This window comes from Bacillus cereus group sp. BfR-BA-01350 (assembly GCF_022663775.1).
In the GTDB taxonomy this organism is placed as follows: domain Bacteria; phylum Bacillota; class Bacilli; order Bacillales; family Bacillaceae_G; genus Bacillus_A; species Bacillus_A paranthracis.
Genome location: NZ_JAKUGD010000003.1, coordinates 285,301 through 303,279 on the forward strand (window position 1 = coordinate 285,301; position 17,979 = coordinate 303,279).

The window sequence follows — 17,979 nt, forward strand, 5'->3', positions numbered from 1 at the left end:
TCCCTATTTCATATTTTCTCAGCATTTCTATCATAACAAATGATTCGTTATATAGAATAATATTTCGACAAGTTTTACAAAAAATTAATCTAATTTACTCGTTTTCAAACTATAATACAAAATAATAATTTTACACTTTCTACGAATGCACTCTATAATGTTAGAGAGAGAAAACAGAAAATATCGAAATTTCATTGGCATGTAAAATGGATTCATTTGAATAGGAGTGATTGGATGGAAGTACAAACAGAAACATACCGCGCAGCTATGAATGGAACATTAGAACGTCATTTTTCAGATATGATTGCTGTTATACCGACTAGAATTACAATTGAGCAGTTAAAACAGCGGCTAGAAACTATCGCTACTAAAGTTGATGAGTTAAAAATTGTTTATAGTGATGAGACAAGCCTTATCGTTGAGTTACATATGGATGAAAAAGTCATACCGTATGAACTGCATATTGATGAGGCGAATGACCCAGAAGAATATAAACTGTACAATAGACAAGATTCTACAATCGTAGATCGTAATTTTGAAGATGCGGCTTTCGGTACTGAAATTTTCACCCGTACGCTATTTGTAGGCGATGTACTGAACTGCTTTTTCCAGCAGTTACAGTTTTTATGGAATCTTGCGCCAGATTTGTTATTTGTAATTGATTCAAGTGCAGCAATGAAGGTAATATCTAGAAGCTATATTGAATATCACGTTGAAAATGAATTATTACCTGACATTCCTGACTTGTACATTATTCATTCCGTTTATGAAGACGATAAAGAAGGCGAGCCTACGCAATATTGGTTTCATACACACGGCCTTTTAAGAGCGGGCGTAACAGAAATAGAATTAATTATTCCAAATCGCATTCCTTCCTACTATGGCATTGGTGACCTCTTTCAAACATTTGCGAATAATGCCGTTGAAAATGGACAAGTCCCTATGAATGAGCCTATCGTTATCGCACATAGTCAGCAAGGTTCTATACATACAGTAGCTGTGCCGTGGGAAAAAGGTTTATCTTATATTGGGCATAAAACGAGTATAGATCAATTATCTTCAATTGAGGATGAAGAAGTGAAGCTACAACCAATAGATGCACAAAACACATTCTTAGGCGGGATGGATGACCGAGATGAATACCATCAATCGCCATCTGTTCTCTTGTTCAAATTTGATACTTCAGAAGAATGTATCGAAAGCTTTTTCAAAGAACACGAGGAAGCTACAGGGCTCATGTTCTATAAAACAAATAGTGAAACGGCTCGTATGGCTTACAATGCAAAAAATACTTTCGGGTATTTCAGCAACATTTTTCAAATTGAACAATCAAATGAGGAGTTTCGTTTTCTCGCTAAGTTTGGCGTTTCCTATGAAGAGGGTAAAAGCGAGCATATGTGGTTTGAAATGCAACATATTACAGAAGACTTTATTCAAGGAATACTCATTAATGAACCATATTTTATAGAAGATATGAGTGAAGGAAATAGTTATCATTTAGATTTTGATGACCTAACAGAATGGGTTATTTATGCAGGAGATGCCGTTATAAAGCCAAATAACTTATATATGTTTATTGGTGAATAAGTAACAAAACGCCTTCAATATGATTGAAGGCGTTTCTCTTTATTGTGCGATTAATTCCGTATTCATTACTTTCTCCAAATGAGAGAGTACACGTTTTGCAGCCTTCTCACCTTGATCAATACAGTCCGGCAGACCAGAACCAGCGTAAGAACTACCTGCCAAGTATATACCTGGCAACTCTTTCTCCATAAATGTTGTGAGTTTCTTCATTCGCTCGTTATGGCCTACTGTATATTGGGGCATTGCTTCTTTCCAACGGCTTACGACTGTAAACTCTGGATTCTCTGTAATATCCATCGTCTTTCGTAAGTCTTCTAGTACGAGCTGAACGAGTTCCTCTTCTGTTTGTTCTACAACTGCTTCATCACCAGGTCGTCCAACGTAACATCGAAGAAGCGTTTTTCCTTCTGGCGTTGTATGTGGCCACTTTTTATGCGTCCACGTACATGCTGTAATTGTGTAATCACTATTTCGAGAGACAACAAATCCTGTACCATCAATATCTCGCTGAATGGCTGATTTCGGGAAAGCCATTGCTACATTCGCAACTGATGTGGACGGAATGTTGCGGAAGAAACGAAACTGCTTGTACTGTGCAAACATAGATGGCAATACTTTATGTGAACTTGCCACTACGACCGCGTCCGCTTCTATTTCTTTTCCGTTACTAAGAGTAATCGTATAGCCATCACCCTGTTTTGCAACTTTTTCAATGCGAGTTCCCTTTATTATCGTACCTTCATGCATCTTTGCTTCGAGAGATTCTACGATAGATTCTAAACCTGTTTTCACTGTTTGGAAGATTCCTTTTTTCGGTTCAGCTTTCTCTTCTTTCGGAGCGAGCGTACGCATACCGAGTGAAATACTGCGATGTTTCTGCTCAATTTGATACATTTGCGGGAATGTTGACATTAAGCTCATTTCATCAATATCCCCTGCATAAATACCCGATAGTAACGGTTCTATTAAGTTTTCAACCACTTCATTTCCGAGGCGATGTCTGAAAAAGTGCCCGAGTGATTGGTCAGATACTGGCTTTGATCTTGGCATTAATAGATCAAAACCAGCTCTTAGTTTACCAATTGGGGAGAACAGCCCGGAAAATAGAAACGGCGTAATTTGCGTTGGAATTCCCATCATTGATCCGCTCGGCATTTTATGTAACCGATTGTTTACGAGGATAAATGATTGACCGGCCTCATTATTTACAAGTTCATCGCCAAGACCTAATTCTTTCACTAATCTAGCTGCACTTTCTTTTCGTGCTAAGAAAGAATCCGGTCCGCGCTCAATTGTAAATCCATCTTTTCGAACGGTTTGAATTTTTCCGCCAAGTTTACCCGATGCTTCTATCAGTAATGTATCAATCGGCAAGTTTTTTTCATGAATATTTTTTTGTAAGTTATACATTGCTGTTAATCCAGTGATGCCTCCGCCGATGATCACAACTTTTTTCCTCAAGCAGGCTCCCCCTTTCTTCTTACAGTACAGATTCTTTTTTCTTTACTACAACATCTGTTAAGCAGTCAATAAATGCATCCGATGCATTTGGCATTTCTGGACGATAATATTTCGCGCCAATTTCATCTGTTACAACTTTACACTCAAAGTCGTTGTCATATAAAACTTCTAAATGTTCCGCAACAAATCCAACTGGTGCATATACGAATGAAGTATAACCGTGCTTTTCATTTAGTTCTCTCGTTAAATCTTGTACATCTGGACCAATCCAAGGATCTGGTGTGTTTCCTGCACTTTGCCAACCTACTGCATAGTTTGCTACTTCAGCGCCTCTTGCAATATAGTCCGCTGTTTCATTTAATTGATCTGGATATGGATCGCCCATTGCGATAATTTTTTCTGGTAAGCTATGAGCTGATACGATTAATACTGCTTTTTCACGTTCTGCGTCTGACATACCGTTATATATACCTTTCACTGCATCAACCCAGTACTGGATAAATTTCGGTTCTTTATACCAGCTATCAATGCCATGAATTGTTAAGTTTCCAAGTTTCTCAGCTTCTTCTTGTGCTCGTCCAACGTATGATTTTACGCTAAACGTAGAATAGTGCGGCGCAAGAACAAGTGCGATTGCATCTTGTATACCGTCGTTATGCATATCTTTCACCGCATCTTCAATGAACGGTTCAATATGTTTTAAGCCAAGATACATATGGTACTCGACTTCATCTTGCACTTCATTTAAACGCTTCTCTAACTTCTTAGCTTGCTCTAATGTAATAGTAGCTAAAGGAGAAATACCACCAATTGCACGGTAACGCTCTGTTAAATCTTCTAGCATTTCAGGACTTGGCTTTCTTCCTCTACGAATATGTGTATAGTAACGTTCAATATCTTCTTCTTTATATGGCGTTCCGTATGCCATTACAAGCAAACCAATTTTCTTTTTCATACAGCAATTCTCCTTTACTTCGCTAACTGCCCTTTAGAGTATTCATGAATAAATGTAGTTAAACGTTTTAATGTATCTGGATTTACTTCTGGGAATACACCGTGACCTAAGTTAAAGATATAACCCGGCTGTTTCATCCCTTGATCTAAAATACCTTTTACATGTTCTTCAATAACAGACCATGGTGCAAGTAAGAACGAAGGATCCATATTACCTTGTACCGCCTTGTGAACGCCGCGTGCACGTGCTTCTTCAATTGGTAAACGCCAGTCTAAACCGACTACATCAAGCGGTAAGTCATGCCACTCATTCACTAAGTGTGCAGCTCCTACGCCGTGCATAATCATCGGTACACCCATCGTGCGAACTTCTGCAAAAATACGCTCCATTGCCGGTTTAATAAATACGCGATAATCTGCTACGTTTACTGTTCCAACCCAAGAATCGAAAATTTGAACTGCTTTTGCTCCTGCGTTAATTTGCGCTTTTAAATATGTAATAACCATATCTGCTAGCTTATCCATTAAAGCAAACCAAGCTTTCGGCTCTGCATACATGAACGCTTTCGTATTATGATAGTTACGAGATGGACCGCCTTCAATCATATAGCTCGCTAACGTAAATGGAGCTCCTGAAAAGCCGATTAACGGTACGTCTAACATTTCAGTCGTTAATAAACGAATTGTATCTAATATGTACGGTACGTCATCTTCTGGATTGATTTCCCCTAGTTTTTCTACGTCTTGTAAAGAACGGATTGGATTATCAATAACTGGGCCAATACCTGATTTAATTTCTACATCCACACCAATTGCAGGTAGTGGTGACATAATATCTTTATAAAGAATTGCTGCGTCTACGTTATACTGATCAACTGGCAGTTTTGTAACGTAAGCACATAACTCTGGATTATGTGTAATTTCAAATAAAGAATACTTTTCTTTTATCTTTCTATATTCCGGCTGCGAACGACCTGCTTGACGCATATACCATGCTGGTACATAATCAGTACGTTCCCCCCTACATGCTTTTAAAAATGTCTCATTTATAGTTCTTACCAAGACCCTAGCTCCCTTCCTTACCACAATGCTTCGAATACGTTCGATATTTATCTTTTTTTACTATACAGCTTGTAAAAACAAAATGCATAATATTATGTACGTTGTTCATTAAATTGACACAAACATTCTTAAAAACGCTTACTATTTTCACAACATTCTTATTATAACACAGAGAAAAACTATGGTTTAGCTACTTTTGACTTTTCTCCTTCGCGATTCGTTTGTGTGTTATATGGCACAACGTAAAAACTCGGTTTTGAAAAGATGTTAACGAACTTTTCCTCATATTCCCCGGCACCATTTACAGTACCTACATGCGTATGAATTCCATTTTCCACTCTATAAATACGATACATAATTCTTTCATCTGGAAGTGGTGTCCAGCTTAATTTCGCTTTAAATAAACCGAAAGGGCTAAATGCTAATTTCATTTTCACATCTTCAATCTTGCGCAGCCGAATTGGAGCACCGATTGTTTCCACACCTTCTGGTTTCCTAAACTGCTCTTTCTGTTCTACATTTGCTTTCGTTAAAATTTTCTTAAATAATTTTGTTGCTGACGCACTTTCTCCTTGCAACTTATGCTCTTCATCTATGCGGTCATAACCAATCCAAACAGCGCCTACTAAATTTGGCGTATAGCCAACGAACCACATATCTCTCGCTCCATTATCGTCATTTGGTAAGGAAGTTGTACCTGTTTTCCCAGCTAACGCTCCGTTATATACACCGGCTTTCGCTGTCCCTTCCTTTACAACTCCTTCTAACATTTTTGTCATATACCATGCCGTTTGTTTCGAGAAAATTTTCGTTTCTACTTTTGGTGATTCTCCAATGACTGCGCCGTGTCTATTTAACACTTTATCAATAACGTGCGGCTCAATAATATCACCATTTGCTAAAAACGCACGATACATTTTCACAAGATCAAATGTTGAAACACCATTTTTCAATCCTCCAAGCGCTGTGCTTAAACCAGCATCGGCAATGTGAACATTTCCTTTCTCTAAATATTGCTTTCCTTCTTCTACCCCTAACTCATTTAATAAAGAAACTGCTGGTACATTTGCTGACTCTAAAATCGCATCGTACATCGTTATTTCTTTCGAATATTCACGGTTATAGTTTCGAGGTTCATACCCTTCAAAAGAATGTCTTTCATTCGTCAATAAAGAATACGGATTATACTTTTTCGTTTCGAGTGCTGGCGCATAGACGATAAGTGGTTTTAGCACAGAACCGGGCTGTCTTTTTGCAAAAACACGATTGAACCCTCTCGGAACGTACTTTCTTCCGCCAATCGCCGCTTTAATGCCGCCTGTACGATTATCCATTAATAAAAATGCACCTTGCGCCCCCTCTTCTTTCCCAGGGAAATTTCTTGCATCTTGAAACTGGTTATATGCTACCTTTTGAATTTTTTCATCCATCGGTACGACAAACGTATATCCTCCGCGAAGTACTTCTTGATGAGACAATCCATATAAACGTGCTGCTTCATCTATGACCATATCAATATACGGCATATATGCAAGCTCATTCTCATCTAAGTTTTTATAGAGAGCGATTGTCTTTCCTTGATAACGTACGCTTTCTTCGGCAGTCAAATAGCCTTGTTTATGCATAAGTGACAATACGAGATCGCGGCGTTCTTTACTCTTCTCTGGAGAAAAATAAGGTGAATATCCGTTTGGCGACTTCGGAAGACCTGCAAGCATTGCTCCTTCTTCTACTGTTAAATCTTCTACATTTTTATTAAAATATAACTTTGCTGCTGCTTGAATACCGTAAGCTCCATGGCCAAAATAAATATGATTCATATACATTTCAAGAATTTGTTGCTTCGTATATTTTTGCTCTAATTGAAGGGAAATTGCAACTTCCTTCAACTTACGCGTAAATGTTTTTTGACGAGTTAAAAAAACGTTTTTAGCAAGTTGCTGCGTAATCGTACTGCCGCCTTCGACCTTCCCTCCAGCTAACGTGTCTTTATAAAGAGCACGAAATATAGACGGGTAATCAATTCCTTGATGCTCATAAAAACGAGAATCTTCCACCGCAACGAACGCCTGCTGCACATATTTCGGAATTTGCTCGATTGGCACCAAGTCTCTATTTTCTACGTATAATTTCGTAATTTCTTTCCCCTTCTGGTCAACGATACGTGATGAAGAGTGGAAAACGAGCTGCTTTTCATCCATCATATAGCCACCAGCTAACACAATTAGTTTATAAAGGACAATCGCTAATACAAGCGTTGCTAACCCACCTAATAAAGTCCACTTCACTTTCTTCATACATCGGCCTTCTTTCCAAATGATGGTACATTTATTATTTGAAAAAGAGGTATCTTTATGTATATAATCTTCGAAGTTTTTTAAGAGAGTTGATATAATAGAAACAAATAAATAAGGGGGCATTAAAATGAAGGCTATTATTTCATACGAAACACCTCTAGAACAAGCACATTTCACTGCAAAAAATGATGAAAAAAATATGTTTTATAAAGAAAATACAGAAGAATCTGTAGAAGGATCTCTTAAGTATGACGTACTAGACGCTGTTGGAGAATTTAAAGGACAACCTGGCTATATCGTTTGTAACAACATTTCTGTAACAGACGAAGGTCGCCCAGTATTTGAAAACCGTTTTAAAAACCGCGCAGGCCTTATTGAAAACGAACCAGGATTCCAAGCAATCCGCGTTCTACGCCCATTAAGTAACGATACATATGTCATCTTAACGATGTGGGAAACAGAGCAAAACTTTAAAGACTGGACAGAATCTCGTTCATTCGAAAATGCTCATAAAAAACGTCCTGCCCAAGCAGAAGGACAAGCTCCAGCTCAGGCGCATCCACATGCAGAACAGCAAAAGAGTATTTTCTCTCGTCCGTCTTTCGTGACTACTTTTGATGTGTTAGTTTAGGGTTTTGGAGTTCGAAGTTTGAAGGTCACAGTATTTGAAATTATATCGGCGATTTTCTGAATATATCGGCGATTTCCCGAATATATCAACGATTTTTTCAATATATCGACGATTCGACAAAGAATATCGACTTATCGACAAATGACGACATAAAAAGGAAACACCGTTACACACCGGTGTTTCCTTTTTCTTTGTACCAATTATATATACAAAGCGCATCTTCTTTTTGCATATGTTTCACTTTGTAAGGATGCCCCGCTACTGATACGGTAGCTGCACATAGCTCGTCTTTCTTTTGAAAATACGACTGACTGTATCCGACTGCTTGAACATGCCTTCTTCGCATGATTCCTGTATATTTCGCGAGTCCTCGGTACACCATGACTAACTGATTTTCTCGTATCATATAACCACTACTTGTATACCGAGCGTATGCAAGTAACGTAAATATAATGAATAGTGGTATGAGAGTGAATAACGCAATATTTTGTTTAAAATATATACTCGCACCTATGATTGGCACAGTGAGTACGGCACTTGCAATCCAGCCCATGATGACATAACGACGTAATGCTGCTTTCGGTAAATGAACGATTTCCGCTTCCATTTCATACGGCAACTGTAAATATGCGAGTAACTGCTGCACATCTTTTTTCTTCATAAAAGGATGTAACATCACTTCATTTCCTGCCGCTTCTATACTTTGAATGACTTCTACTTCGACAGAGCAATATCCGAAAGGCTGGCGGAGAATGCCTTCTTTCACCGTAATCGCTTGAATACGGTGTAATTTTAAAACAAACTCTTTCTTATCAAATAAACCTTGCACGATGCGAACTTCATTTCCGTTTCGCTCAATTTTAAAGTTCGCATATTTTAATGCATAACCTGCTGTTGAAATGACCCACGACACTGCCATTAAAATCGCCGCCATAACGATTAATTCATATACACCGTTATCCATCACATACGCTTCCACTTTATTGATGAGCCATTCTGGTAAAAATTGATTAAACTCTGTGTAAAGGATGACTAACATAGAAAACACTAATCCAAATCTGCCAGATGTAATAGATGCTGCTAAAATCTCTTTCGTTGTTAACTGATATACCGTCTTACTTCCTTCTTCCGCAGGCCCTTCTTCACTCACAACACTTCTTTCTTTATGTAATAAAGCAATGAGTTCCTTCGCTTCATCTTCTCTAATACCCGCCAACATCACTTCTGGCTCAGTACCGCCGCCTGCTACTTCTATATTTAATTTCGTCAGTCCGAGCACTTGATACATGATGTTAGAAGACGTACTAATATTTTGCACACGTTCTTTATTTAAATAACTTTCTTTCTTAACGAACACACCGTGCTTTATATGTAAAATATTACTTTCGACCCAGTACACTTTGAAATACCATTTTATCGCTGAGAAAATTGTCATAATGAATAATATGGCTAAAAGAACGAGATGAAAGAAATACCAAGGTTTTACTTGACCATCTGATTTAAATAAAACAAGGAAAATAAAAGGCAATAAACCCGCAACTCGAATACCTAATAAAATCGTGATCGGATGTTGCCTCTTATACATCCTCATCACTCACTTTCGCAAGTTCTCCAATTTGTCTTTTCAACTGCTCTGCTTCTTCTTTCGTTAAACCTGGAATACTATGAGAAGTTGCTGCTGTTGAAATATGTAATTCTGCTAAATTGTACTTTCTCATAATCGGGCCCTGTTCAATCGTTACGTGCTGCACACGAATCATGGGAATAAGCACACGTTTTACAACGAACATTCCCTTTTGAATCTCAATCTCTTCTTCATTTAATCTGTAACTATAATAGCGCTGACGTAAATTTGGAAATACAAAATAATCGAGCGGAATAAATAGAATAGCTCCTGTGACTAACAAGCCAAACAACCAACCCCACCAATTAAAATTGATCATAAAAAAGAAATACGCAATTACGACTGCTAGTATAACTGCCGCCCCAATTAAAGCATGAATTCGCCACACTTTCAGCATATTAGAATGAATCTCCCTTTCTAACGGCTGCATCTCATCACTCCAATTATATGAATTTATTACTTATATATTAGTTGGTATATACATTTTTGTAAAATTATAGTTTTTTTACATCGTATCGAGAACTTCTTTAAAATTCCCTTCATTAATGGAATACACTTGAAACTGAATGTAATCTATCTCATTCGTATCTGGCTTAGCAAATGGCAAAATGTTAAATCTAGAAGCCGATCTTCCTAGCATATCTACAATCATAAGAGAAACGTCAATATACTCGAAGTCTACACAGAATACGACTGCTTCTCCCATACATTCATACTCTTTAATCGCATCATAAGACTTATTGGCACTAATTAACATTACTTTTAATAGTTGGTTCAAATTTTCTGGTTTAAAATTAATCATATACGTGGCTCCTTTTTCAACAAAACACTACAAAAATAGTGTAATCTTATACTTTCATAGCTTCACACATCAATTATATTAAAAATAAAGCTAGTTTTTTATAAATTTTTTGATATAATTACTTACGGGAAAAGGGAAGAATTTTGTCTTCCCTTGTGTTTTTATTTGCATCTAGTACTTTTGCTAGATGCTTTTTTTTACGCTAAAAAGGTATCCTCAAACACTTTGAGGATACCTTTCCATTAATTTAGTGCACTTCAACAATTGTACCATCTTCAAATACTTTAAATACGCCAGTAAATCCTGATCCAGCTGCGCCTTCTATTTTATATGTCGTACGCACTCTAATTTGATAATATTTCTTTCCATTCTCTACTTGCGTATTTTCTAGCATATAATCATAGTCTTCTTTATATTCATTTTTAATATATTCTTTCGCTTTCTCAAAAGTAAATGCATCTTGAGTCTTTCCTGTTTCTACCTTTTGGTTCTTCTCTGTCGTTACCTTCTGGTTCTTTTCTGTTTCTACTTTTTGAGTCTTCTCTGCCGTTACCTTTTGGTTCTTTTCTGCTTCTACCTTTTGAGGCTTCTCTGTCGTTACCTTTTGGTTCTTTTCTGTCTCTGCCTTTTGAGGCTTCTCTGTTGTTACCTTTTGATTCGTTGCTACATTAGTTTTTTCTGCCTTCGCTACCGTTGCATTCTTTTCTGCTTCACCAATTTTAGTAATTAATCCTGAAGCCTTTTTATTATATTCTTCAAGATTTTTGTTATCTTTTGTTTCTGAAACTAGCTTATTTAATATATCTTTCGCTTCTGCGTAATTTTTCTTATTTATTAACTCTTCACTTTTCGTCAGTTGCTCGCTATACTTCTTTTTTTGTTCTAAAATGGCTAGTAATGCTGTTCGTTCTTCCTTGGCCTGCTTTATCAGTGTAGTATTTCCATCCTTCATATTCTCTACTTTTTCAAATGATTGAATTGATTCTTCTATCTCTTTTTCTTCTTTTAACTTCACTGCTTCCATCATGATTTTCGTTTGTTCTACAAGCACTATTGCACCTGAATCGTCTTTTTTCTCATCCAGCGCTCGCTCAAATGATGATAAGGCATTTTTATATTCTTTATTCGTTAACGCGGTCTTCCCTGCATCCATTTCTTTTTCAAAATCTCCATTACTACATCCTGCTAACATTAAAAATGTAATTCCAATTACCGTTAATAACTTCCTCAATGTTTCTCCCCCTATGCATTCCTAAAACAATAACGTCATATGTATAAAAGTCTGTGTAGTAATTAGACTGAAAGTAAATATGTACTTTGTGTGCGGGAAAGGAAGTACATTTCATTTACTATCATTACTTAAAACCCCTAAATAGTTGGTAGTTGGTTTTCTTCTTCTTTTAAGACAGAAAGGAATTTTAATAATGTGCGTAAAGTTCTCACCAGGCTCTTTACTACACACACTCTTATACACATAGGAAAACTATTTTTATTTTGGTAGTTTTTTAACTTTATATATTCTCGGTTGATTGGATATGCACCTTAATTCGTAACATACCGAAAAACATTAGAAAATAAAACGTAACAAAAGTTACATACTGTAACTCATTTGTAACATAAATGTAACACAAGGTTTTTAAACATACAATAGTTTTTTTACATTATTTTCCCCACTTTCTATATTTTAAAGAGTTAATTCGGTTCCAATCCTTGATGTAATACGCATTTTCATAATAATTACGCAAAAAAAGAGAGGATTTACATTTCTAAGTGAAAAGGTACAAAGTTATTATTTTCGCATGTTATACACTTCTTAAGTTGAAGGATATGAAAATGAAAAAATACGCTATTCTTTCCTATGAGCCTACAGAAAGAATAGCGTATTTTTCAAAAATGATTTTTTTATTCAAACGCTTTGGTTCTATATCACAATTAAAAGGGCAATCAACGCTAATATAGCTGGAAGTCCTTGTTTCACAATAATTGATTTATTAGATGTGAAACCGCCAAAAAGAGCTGCTACTACCACACACATTACAAAAAATAATTGAACCATATAGCCAATTGAATTGAGCCCAAGTATAAGTCCCCAAATGAGACCAACAGCTAAAAATCCATTATATAAACCTTGGTTTGCAAACATAACGGCTACGTTTCGATCTCCTTCTAAATGCTCCGGTAATTTAAAAGCACGTTTTGCCACTTTTGAATTCATAAAAAACATTTCGAGGATCATGATAAATAAATGTTCTAATGCTACGATCCCGACTAAAATAGCTGCGATTATTTCCACAGTATTGTGCCCCCTCTACTTCCTAATATCAAATTTATACTATCTTCTCTTTAATTTTGTAGCTTATATGAAATTCCGCCTTCTTTCTTATCAAATATTAATTGACGCATCAATATTTGATATGTCAATTAATATACAACTCCCCTTTTAGTTTTGCAAGTTTTTTTGCTCAATTCGTTTTATTTTGTTCCGTCAACTTTAAATCAATTCAAAACCTCTGTTCACTCTCTAGAAACTATAGTGTTTTTCAATAACTACAAAGAAAATCAGCTGAATCATCAAATTAATAATTAGTTGTCTCCAAAGACGAAAATTTTATATCATTTTTATTATTTTAGGGGCAGTCCATTTGGTTAGCTCTATGTGCATCAGGATCACACCAACGAAACAAGAATTTCATACTTAACAAAAAAGCATACTAATGAAAGTAGGCTTAAAATTTTTTAAAGTTATCAAATTAATAATTCATCAGTTCATTTTCAGGCGTTTGAATAATAACCGGGTTTTTCCCTGGATCAATCCATCTTAAAATATCAATCACATTTTGTTTATCTACACCTGTACATCCTTCTGTCCATGAAGTAGAGACATGGAAGAAGATCGCACTTCCTTTGTATGGTGTACGTGATTCCGTATTATAATTAATTACGAATCCATAATCATATGCTGGGATATACATATTTTCAGCTGATTTCCATCTATTCCTTACAGGCTTTTCTTGCAGCGTATTATAATATGGAGATTTAGAATCATCTACCCAAACATGATTTGGTTTTGCTTCCAAACTTTCGCAACGTTATTTTCTTACATAGTATTTAATTCACTTGATTATCAAAAAGGAATCCTATTATTTATGTATATTAGTGTTATCAGTCTTAAACTACAAAATAAATAATCAAAAGGTTTCCTATAAACTCAACCACTAAAAAATCCTCTAATCCATTAAAATGTATAATTAATCTTCAGTTTGCTTTAATCGAAATATACTTATTCCTTTTTCCTTAGCCATGTTTTCAAGATTACTCTCTAAATATTCATAGACTTCTTCAATAGAATCTTTAGACAGAAAAATATGTTCTAAATCCAAAGGATCTTTAACCGTTATACTTTTTTTAGAAAAAAGATTTATGATTTGTGGCAAAACACGTATAGTTTCGCACTCTAAATGTAGTCGTCTTCCATTTTTCAAATTGAGAATTAAGTCTAAATTAATTCGAGTCCCAGGAAGGAAAAGAACAGCGGTGAGCTTCTTAACAACAGAAATCTCTATATTGCTAATTTCGCTGTACAGAAACTCTTCTACCGGCTCTTTCTTTTTTTTAATTCTAAGTGCCTCACAAAGTGTGATGGTAATATTATGCTCTCCCAAAGTAGTTATACAAAAAGGGTGTAATTTACTAGCATATGCAGGATAATATCTTCCTTCTAATTCAATAAATGTTGGTAATATTCTATTTTCGGAATACAACAAAAATTCTTCCTTTTTCATAACCATTCCACCTTATAAATATATTATTAAAACAACATTTAACAACAAATGCTTAAATATATCACAAATAAAATCTAAAATTTTACTAATTAGGATAAAGTTGGTCTACAATTATTTTACCACAATCTCGAATATATGTATTGTCTTGTCCGTATTTCAGACATTTTCCTTATTTTCACTTATATTTATCGATTTACTGCCAGTATTTTATTTAAGAAAAGAAACACATCCGCCTTCCAATTGCTACGTTTATGAATAATCTAACGGGTGATGATACAAACTTTTCTAACCCCAAGTTGGAACAAATACAAAATGTACCCCCTCGAATAGACTTTTTTTAGTGTCTATTCGAGGGAGTATTTCTGGTTTTGTTACAAGATATCTATTAAACTATACATATACACATTTTCACCATAACTATCAATTTCAAATCCTATAGTGAATACAAAATCACCAAACTCCCCCTATATTTTACCATGTGAATATTTTTAAAAACATACTAACGTCCCTATAACAACTGTTTTAGGACCGAACTCTATTTATAAAAGCAGAAGAATTTTCCCCTTACCATCGTATATTTGAAGAAATATCATTGAAATAAATAGACTTAATGGAAAATAAAAATATAAAACTCAAATTATTTCCTATCATCTTCACAAAAAAAAAAACAGCCCGCCTTCCGCAAAAGACGAGCCATTCCATTTAATTCTCACTTATTCTCTTCTTATACCAATTCTGCATTCTCTCCGCATCTTCTACTCTCGTATGCTCTAATTTATAACTCGATGATGCGCTCGAAAACTTATACGTACATAAATCCGCGCGGCGCTGGAAATAGGATTGCGTCTTTTCCATCGATTGGACGTGTCTTCTTCTAATAAGTCCTGTATATTTTCCGACGCTGCGATATACAAGTGTAATTTGCTCTCCGTTTACACTGTAACCATTTGTTTTAAATGTTACGTAACCAAGTATAAAGATGAGGACCGCAAGCGGAATGAGTGCCCACATGATGAAGTGCTTTTCAAAGTATATACTTATTCCAATAAGCGGGATAGCTAGCATTGCGAAAAAGATGAAGCTATCAATGAGATAGCGGCGTAATGCTGCTTTTGGTAATGAAATAATATTTGTATTCAGTTCGTATGGTAGTTGTAAATGCGAGAGTAACTGTTGTACTCGGTCTTTTCGGATGATTGGATGCAGTGTAACTTTTTCTTTTTCGTCACCCGTTCCCTTACTTTGAATCACTTCTACTTGCACAGCACAATAGCCGAATGGCTGACGTAAAATACTTTCTTTTATCGTAATCCCTTGAATACGATGTAACTTTAGGACGAGTTCTTTCTTCTCAAGTAATCCTTGTGAAATGCGGACTTCGTCATTTCTTCGATTTACTGTGAAATCTCCATGTTTTAGCGCATAACCGATTGTAGATATAATCCACGAAAGGACGAGCAAAATAACTACCATGAAAATCCAGCCGTATATATCATATTCCATTACATACGACTTTACGTCATTCTCTATCCATTTCGGAATGTACTCCTCTACTTGGTGATACACGAAAAAGATTAACCAGAATAATAGCCCAAACTGACCCGATGTAACAGATGCTAGTAAAATTTCTTTCCAAGTCAATTTATATTCTGTCGTTTGTTTTTCTTCTGTAACGATTTCTTTTTCTATTGCATGTTCCGCTTTTTCGTCTAGCGTTCCTTCTGCTTTCATTTCTGGAGTTGGCTCATTTAGCAAAGCAATAAGCTCAGTTGCCTCTTCTACTGTAATACCGGCTAAGCTAACCTCCGCATCATCTCCCCCGCCAGCTGTTTCAATTTGGATTTTCTTTAAGCCAAGCATTTGATATAACACGTTAGAACTTGTATTAATCGTTTGAACACGTTCTTTATTTAAGTAGCTCTCCTTCTTCACAAAGAGACCTTGTTTCACATGTAATACGTTATTTTCAATCCAATATACTTTGTAATACCAGCCTACGATAGCTGAAACAATCGTGATTACCGCAAAACCGATAGGAACTAAATACCAAAATGGGAACTTTCCTTTTAAACTAAAGAGAAAAATAATAAATGGTATAAAATCTGTTATTTTTAATTCTAATAACATCGTGATTGGATGTTGCCTCTTATACATCCTCATCACTCACTTTCGCTAATTCTGCAATTTTCGTTTTCAACATTTCTGCTTCATACATCGTTAAGCCTGGGACGCTGTGAGAAGTTGCTGCTGTTGAAATGTGTAATTGTGCTAAGCCATATTTCCTCATAATTGGCCCTTGTTCAATCGTCACGTGCTGTACACGAATCATCGGTACTAATACGCGCTTTACCACGAAAAGACCGTGCTGAATTTCAAGTTCTTCTTCATTTAGTTGGTAGCTGTAATAACGCTGACGTAGTTTGGGGAATACGAAGTACTCCAATGGTGCTAACGCAACTGTTAAACCGATTAACACGTACAAAATCCACGCCCACCAATCAAACTTTATCATGAGGAAAAGGTAAGCTAAAATGACAAGAATACCGATTCCTTCTTCAATTACAGCCCGAACTTTCCACACCTTGACCATGTCAGGGTGAATTTTATTTCTCAATGGATCCATGTAACCACTCCAAATCTAGTAATCTAATATATAAATAGTCTCAATCTATATTTTACATAACCTTACAGAAAATTGAAATTTAATCTTCTTTCTTCTCAGGTATAAAATATCCGAACCAAAGTAGCCAAATGAAACCGATTAACTTCATCCAATTTCCATCCGCTTGAAAAGCTTCTATCATGCCTGGAATTTTATACACCCCAATGAACCCAAGAAAACCGAGCCACCAGTTTTTTTGCATTTTCATCTTTACTCCTCCTTCATGACGTTTTTCACATTTCGAATCCAAATTTCTTTATACTTTAACTGAAATCCCATGAGCATGTAATTGCTCATATTATCAATTACGAGCGCTAGCGTATGAGCGTTTTCTTCCGTTGCATCTTGTGACACAACGCCTAGTCCCGCGCCTTTCTTCAATAGATCGTGGAAACCATTTAAAAACTCTTCTTGTATTTCAAATAAGCGTTTCTGATACTTTTCATTTCGCGCCGCAGTTACGATAAATTCATTTATGACCCGCAGTATTCCTTCTTGTCCTTCATATTCAGATAGCATATGTAAACCATCTGCGATTAACTTTTCTGCAAAATTTTCTCTCGTATATTGCTCTTTATCAAAATAACTCACGAAATGATATCCAGAAAAAACTTCTTCAAATAAAAAGTCCACTAACGCTTCTTTAGAAGAAAAATGATAATAAATAGCCGGTTTTGAAATTCCCACCTCTTTCGCAATCATGGAAAGGCTCATCTTCTCAATGCCGTGCTCTGCCATAAGCTTAAATGATGCCTCTACAATATTTTGCGATGTTTGTAAATTCTTTGTCATACTGTACCTCACTTATTTTTACTTACCGGTCGGTAAGTAAATTATAAAATGAAACGAAATGATTTTCAAGTTAGTTAGCGCTCCAGGAGGAATTTATTGGTAAATGAAGAAAAATATAAAACAAAAGCAATATATAACAATAAGGAGGCTAGCATATGGGACTTGGTGGTAAAGGTGGTAGTGGCGGTAACGGCGGTGGTGAAGCTGGACAAGCTGGTAAGAGCGGATTTTCATTCATCATTGTGCTTTTTGTCGTATTGATTATAGCTGGCGTTAGCTATATCGGACTTGGCTTCTAAAAAAGGCGTCCTACATTACACATGTA

17 protein-coding genes and 1 pseudogene are annotated in these 17,979 nt (G+C 35.9%); 3 read left to right on the forward strand and 15 right to left on the reverse strand.

Annotation, left to right across the window (positions count from 1 at the left end):
• Positions 1-234 precede the first annotated feature (234 nt).
• Positions 235-1,587 carry a DUF4026 domain-containing protein gene (locus MR147_RS09230; RefSeq protein ID WP_242303944.1) on the forward strand — a complete coding sequence of 451 codons (1,353 nt, stop codon included), beginning with the start codon at positions 235-237 and terminating at the stop codon, positions 1,585-1,587.
• Positions 1,588-1,626: 39 nt separating this feature from the next.
• Here MR147_RS09230 and hemY read toward each other — a convergent pair whose 3' ends face one another.
• The 4 genes from hemY to MR147_RS09250 all read right to left on the reverse strand — a co-directional run bounded on the left by hemY (position 1,627) and on the right by MR147_RS09250 (position 7,361).
• Positions 1,627-3,048, reverse strand: a complete 1,422-nt coding sequence (gene hemY / locus MR147_RS09235; protein ID WP_074609675.1) for a protoporphyrinogen oxidase — start codon at positions 3,046-3,048, stop codon at positions 1,627-1,629.
• Positions 3,049-3,067: 19 nt separating this feature from the next.
• On the reverse strand, positions 3,068-4,003 hold the full coding sequence (hemH, locus tag MR147_RS09240) for a ferrochelatase (protein ID WP_000726777.1): 936 nt from the start codon (positions 4,001-4,003) through the stop codon (positions 3,068-3,070).
• A 14-nt stretch (positions 4,004-4,017) separates the two neighbouring features.
• Positions 4,018-5,064: a uroporphyrinogen decarboxylase gene (hemE, locus tag MR147_RS09245; protein ID WP_000252614.1), complete on the reverse strand. Its 1,047-nt coding sequence runs from the start codon at positions 5,062-5,064 to the stop codon at positions 4,018-4,020.
• A gap of 179 nt (positions 5,065-5,243) precedes the next feature.
• Complete coding sequence (locus tag MR147_RS09250) at positions 5,244-7,361, reverse strand: transglycosylase domain-containing protein (protein WP_242303945.1); 2,118 nt, start codon at positions 7,359-7,361, stop codon at positions 5,244-5,246.
• 127 nt (positions 7,362-7,488) lie between these two features.
• Here MR147_RS09250 and hmoB point away from each other — a divergent pair, with 127 nt between their 5' ends.
• A complete protein-coding gene (gene hmoB / locus MR147_RS09255; protein WP_074609678.1) occupies positions 7,489-7,992 on the forward strand; it encodes a heme-degrading monooxygenase HmoB in 504 nt (167 codons plus the stop codon).
• Positions 7,993-8,158: 166 nt separating this feature from the next.
• Here the strand turns inward: hmoB and MR147_RS09260 are convergent, their stop codons facing one another.
• The 11 genes and pseudogenes from MR147_RS09260 to MR147_RS09310 form a co-directional block, all read right to left on the reverse strand.
• Positions 8,159-9,577, reverse strand: coding sequence for a PH domain-containing protein (locus tag MR147_RS09260; protein WP_242303946.1), 1,419 nt, complete (start codon positions 9,575-9,577; stop codon positions 8,159-8,161).
• Entirely contained in the window at positions 9,570-10,046 is a 477-nt protein-coding gene (locus tag MR147_RS09265; protein ID WP_001182705.1) for a PH domain-containing protein, read from the reverse strand. The genes MR147_RS09260 and MR147_RS09265 overlap by 8 nt, the downstream gene beginning before the upstream one ends.
• Before the next feature lie 75 nt (positions 10,047-10,121).
• Positions 10,122-10,418 (reverse strand): protoporphyrinogen oxidase, encoded by a 297-nt coding sequence (locus MR147_RS09270; RefSeq protein WP_074609682.1) that lies wholly within the window; start codon positions 10,416-10,418, stop codon positions 10,122-10,124.
• A gap of 247 nt (positions 10,419-10,665) precedes the next feature.
• Complete coding sequence (locus tag MR147_RS09275; RefSeq protein ID WP_074609683.1) at positions 10,666-11,649, reverse strand: hypothetical protein; 984 nt, start codon at positions 11,647-11,649, stop codon at positions 10,666-10,668.
• Positions 11,650-12,339: 690 nt separating this feature from the next.
• Positions 12,340-12,711, reverse strand: coding sequence for a DUF1304 domain-containing protein (locus MR147_RS09280; RefSeq protein ID WP_074609685.1), 372 nt, complete (start codon positions 12,709-12,711; stop codon positions 12,340-12,342).
• A 457-nt stretch (positions 12,712-13,168) separates the two neighbouring features.
• Positions 13,169-13,483: pseudogene (locus tag MR147_RS09285) on the reverse strand (L,D-transpeptidase family protein); the annotation flags it as partial.
• A 183-nt stretch (positions 13,484-13,666) separates the two neighbouring features.
• Positions 13,667-14,200 carry a hypothetical protein gene (locus MR147_RS09290; RefSeq protein ID WP_074609689.1) on the reverse strand — a complete coding sequence of 178 codons (534 nt, stop codon included), beginning with the start codon at positions 14,198-14,200 and terminating at the stop codon, positions 13,667-13,669.
• 702 nt (positions 14,201-14,902) lie between these two features.
• Positions 14,903-16,354: a PH domain-containing protein gene (locus MR147_RS09295; RefSeq protein WP_242303947.1), complete on the reverse strand. Its 1,452-nt coding sequence runs from the start codon at positions 16,352-16,354 to the stop codon at positions 14,903-14,905.
• Positions 16,347-16,823, reverse strand: coding sequence for a PH domain-containing protein (locus MR147_RS09300; protein WP_074609692.1), 477 nt, complete (start codon positions 16,821-16,823; stop codon positions 16,347-16,349). Before MR147_RS09300 ends, MR147_RS09295 begins: the two co-directional genes overlap by 8 nt.
• Positions 16,824-16,902: 79 nt before the next feature.
• Entirely contained in the window at positions 16,903-17,070 is a 168-nt protein-coding gene (locus MR147_RS09305) for a hypothetical protein (RefSeq protein ID WP_000783813.1), read from the reverse strand.
• A 2-nt stretch (positions 17,071-17,072) separates the two neighbouring features.
• The gene (locus tag MR147_RS09310) at positions 17,073-17,654 is read right to left on the reverse strand and encodes a TetR/AcrR family transcriptional regulator (RefSeq protein ID WP_074609694.1); all 582 of its coding nucleotides are present in this window, start codon (positions 17,652-17,654) and stop codon (positions 17,073-17,075) included.
• Between the two features lie 155 nt (positions 17,655-17,809).
• On the opposite strand from MR147_RS09310, the gene yjcZ reads away from it, so the two are divergent.
• On the forward strand, positions 17,810-17,953 hold the full coding sequence (gene yjcZ, locus MR147_RS09315; protein WP_000522744.1) for a sporulation protein YjcZ: 144 nt from the start codon (positions 17,810-17,812) through the stop codon (positions 17,951-17,953).
• The last annotated feature ends 26 nt before the right edge of the window (positions 17,954-17,979 follow it).

What these genes read in the sequence shown, in the direction of transcription:
- MR147_RS09230 (WP_242303944.1), top strand. Translation starts at nt 235, where the DNA reads ATGGAAGTACAAACAGAAACATACCGCGCAGCTATGAATGGAACATTA.
- hemH (WP_000726777.1), bottom strand. Translation starts at nt 4,003, where the DNA reads ATGAAAAAGAAAATTGGTTTGCTTGTAATGGCATACGGAACGCCATAT.
- MR147_RS09250 (WP_242303945.1), bottom strand. Translation starts at nt 7,361, where the DNA reads ATGAAGAAAGTGAAGTGGACTTTATTAGGTGGGTTAGCAACGCTTGTA.
- hmoB (WP_074609678.1), top strand. Translation starts at nt 7,489, where the DNA reads ATGAAGGCTATTATTTCATACGAAACACCTCTAGAACAAGCACATTTC.
- MR147_RS09260 (WP_242303946.1), bottom strand. Translation starts at nt 9,577, where the DNA reads ATGTATAAGAGGCAACATCCGATCACGATTTTATTAGGTATTCGAGTT.
- MR147_RS09265 (WP_001182705.1), bottom strand. Translation starts at nt 10,046, where the DNA reads ATGCAGCCGTTAGAAAGGGAGATTCATTCTAATATGCTGAAAGTGTGG.
- MR147_RS09270 (WP_074609682.1), bottom strand. Translation starts at nt 10,418, where the DNA reads ATGATTAATTTTAAACCAGAAAATTTGAACCAACTATTAAAAGTAATG.
- MR147_RS09290 (WP_074609689.1), bottom strand. Translation starts at nt 14,200, where the DNA reads ATGAAAAAGGAAGAATTTTTGTTGTATTCCGAAAATAGAATATTACCA.
- MR147_RS09295 (WP_242303947.1), bottom strand. Translation starts at nt 16,354, where the DNA reads ATGTATAAGAGGCAACATCCAATCACGATGTTATTAGAATTAAAAATA.
- MR147_RS09300 (WP_074609692.1), bottom strand. Translation starts at nt 16,823, where the DNA reads ATGGATCCATTGAGAAATAAAATTCACCCTGACATGGTCAAGGTGTGG.
- MR147_RS09305 (WP_000783813.1), bottom strand. Translation starts at nt 17,070, where the DNA reads ATGAAAATGCAAAAAAACTGGTGGCTCGGTTTTCTTGGGTTCATTGGG.
- MR147_RS09310 (WP_074609694.1), bottom strand. Translation starts at nt 17,654, where the DNA reads ATGACAAAGAATTTACAAACATCGCAAAATATTGTAGAGGCATCATTT.
- yjcZ (WP_000522744.1), top strand. Translation starts at nt 17,810, where the DNA reads ATGGGACTTGGTGGTAAAGGTGGTAGTGGCGGTAACGGCGGTGGTGAA.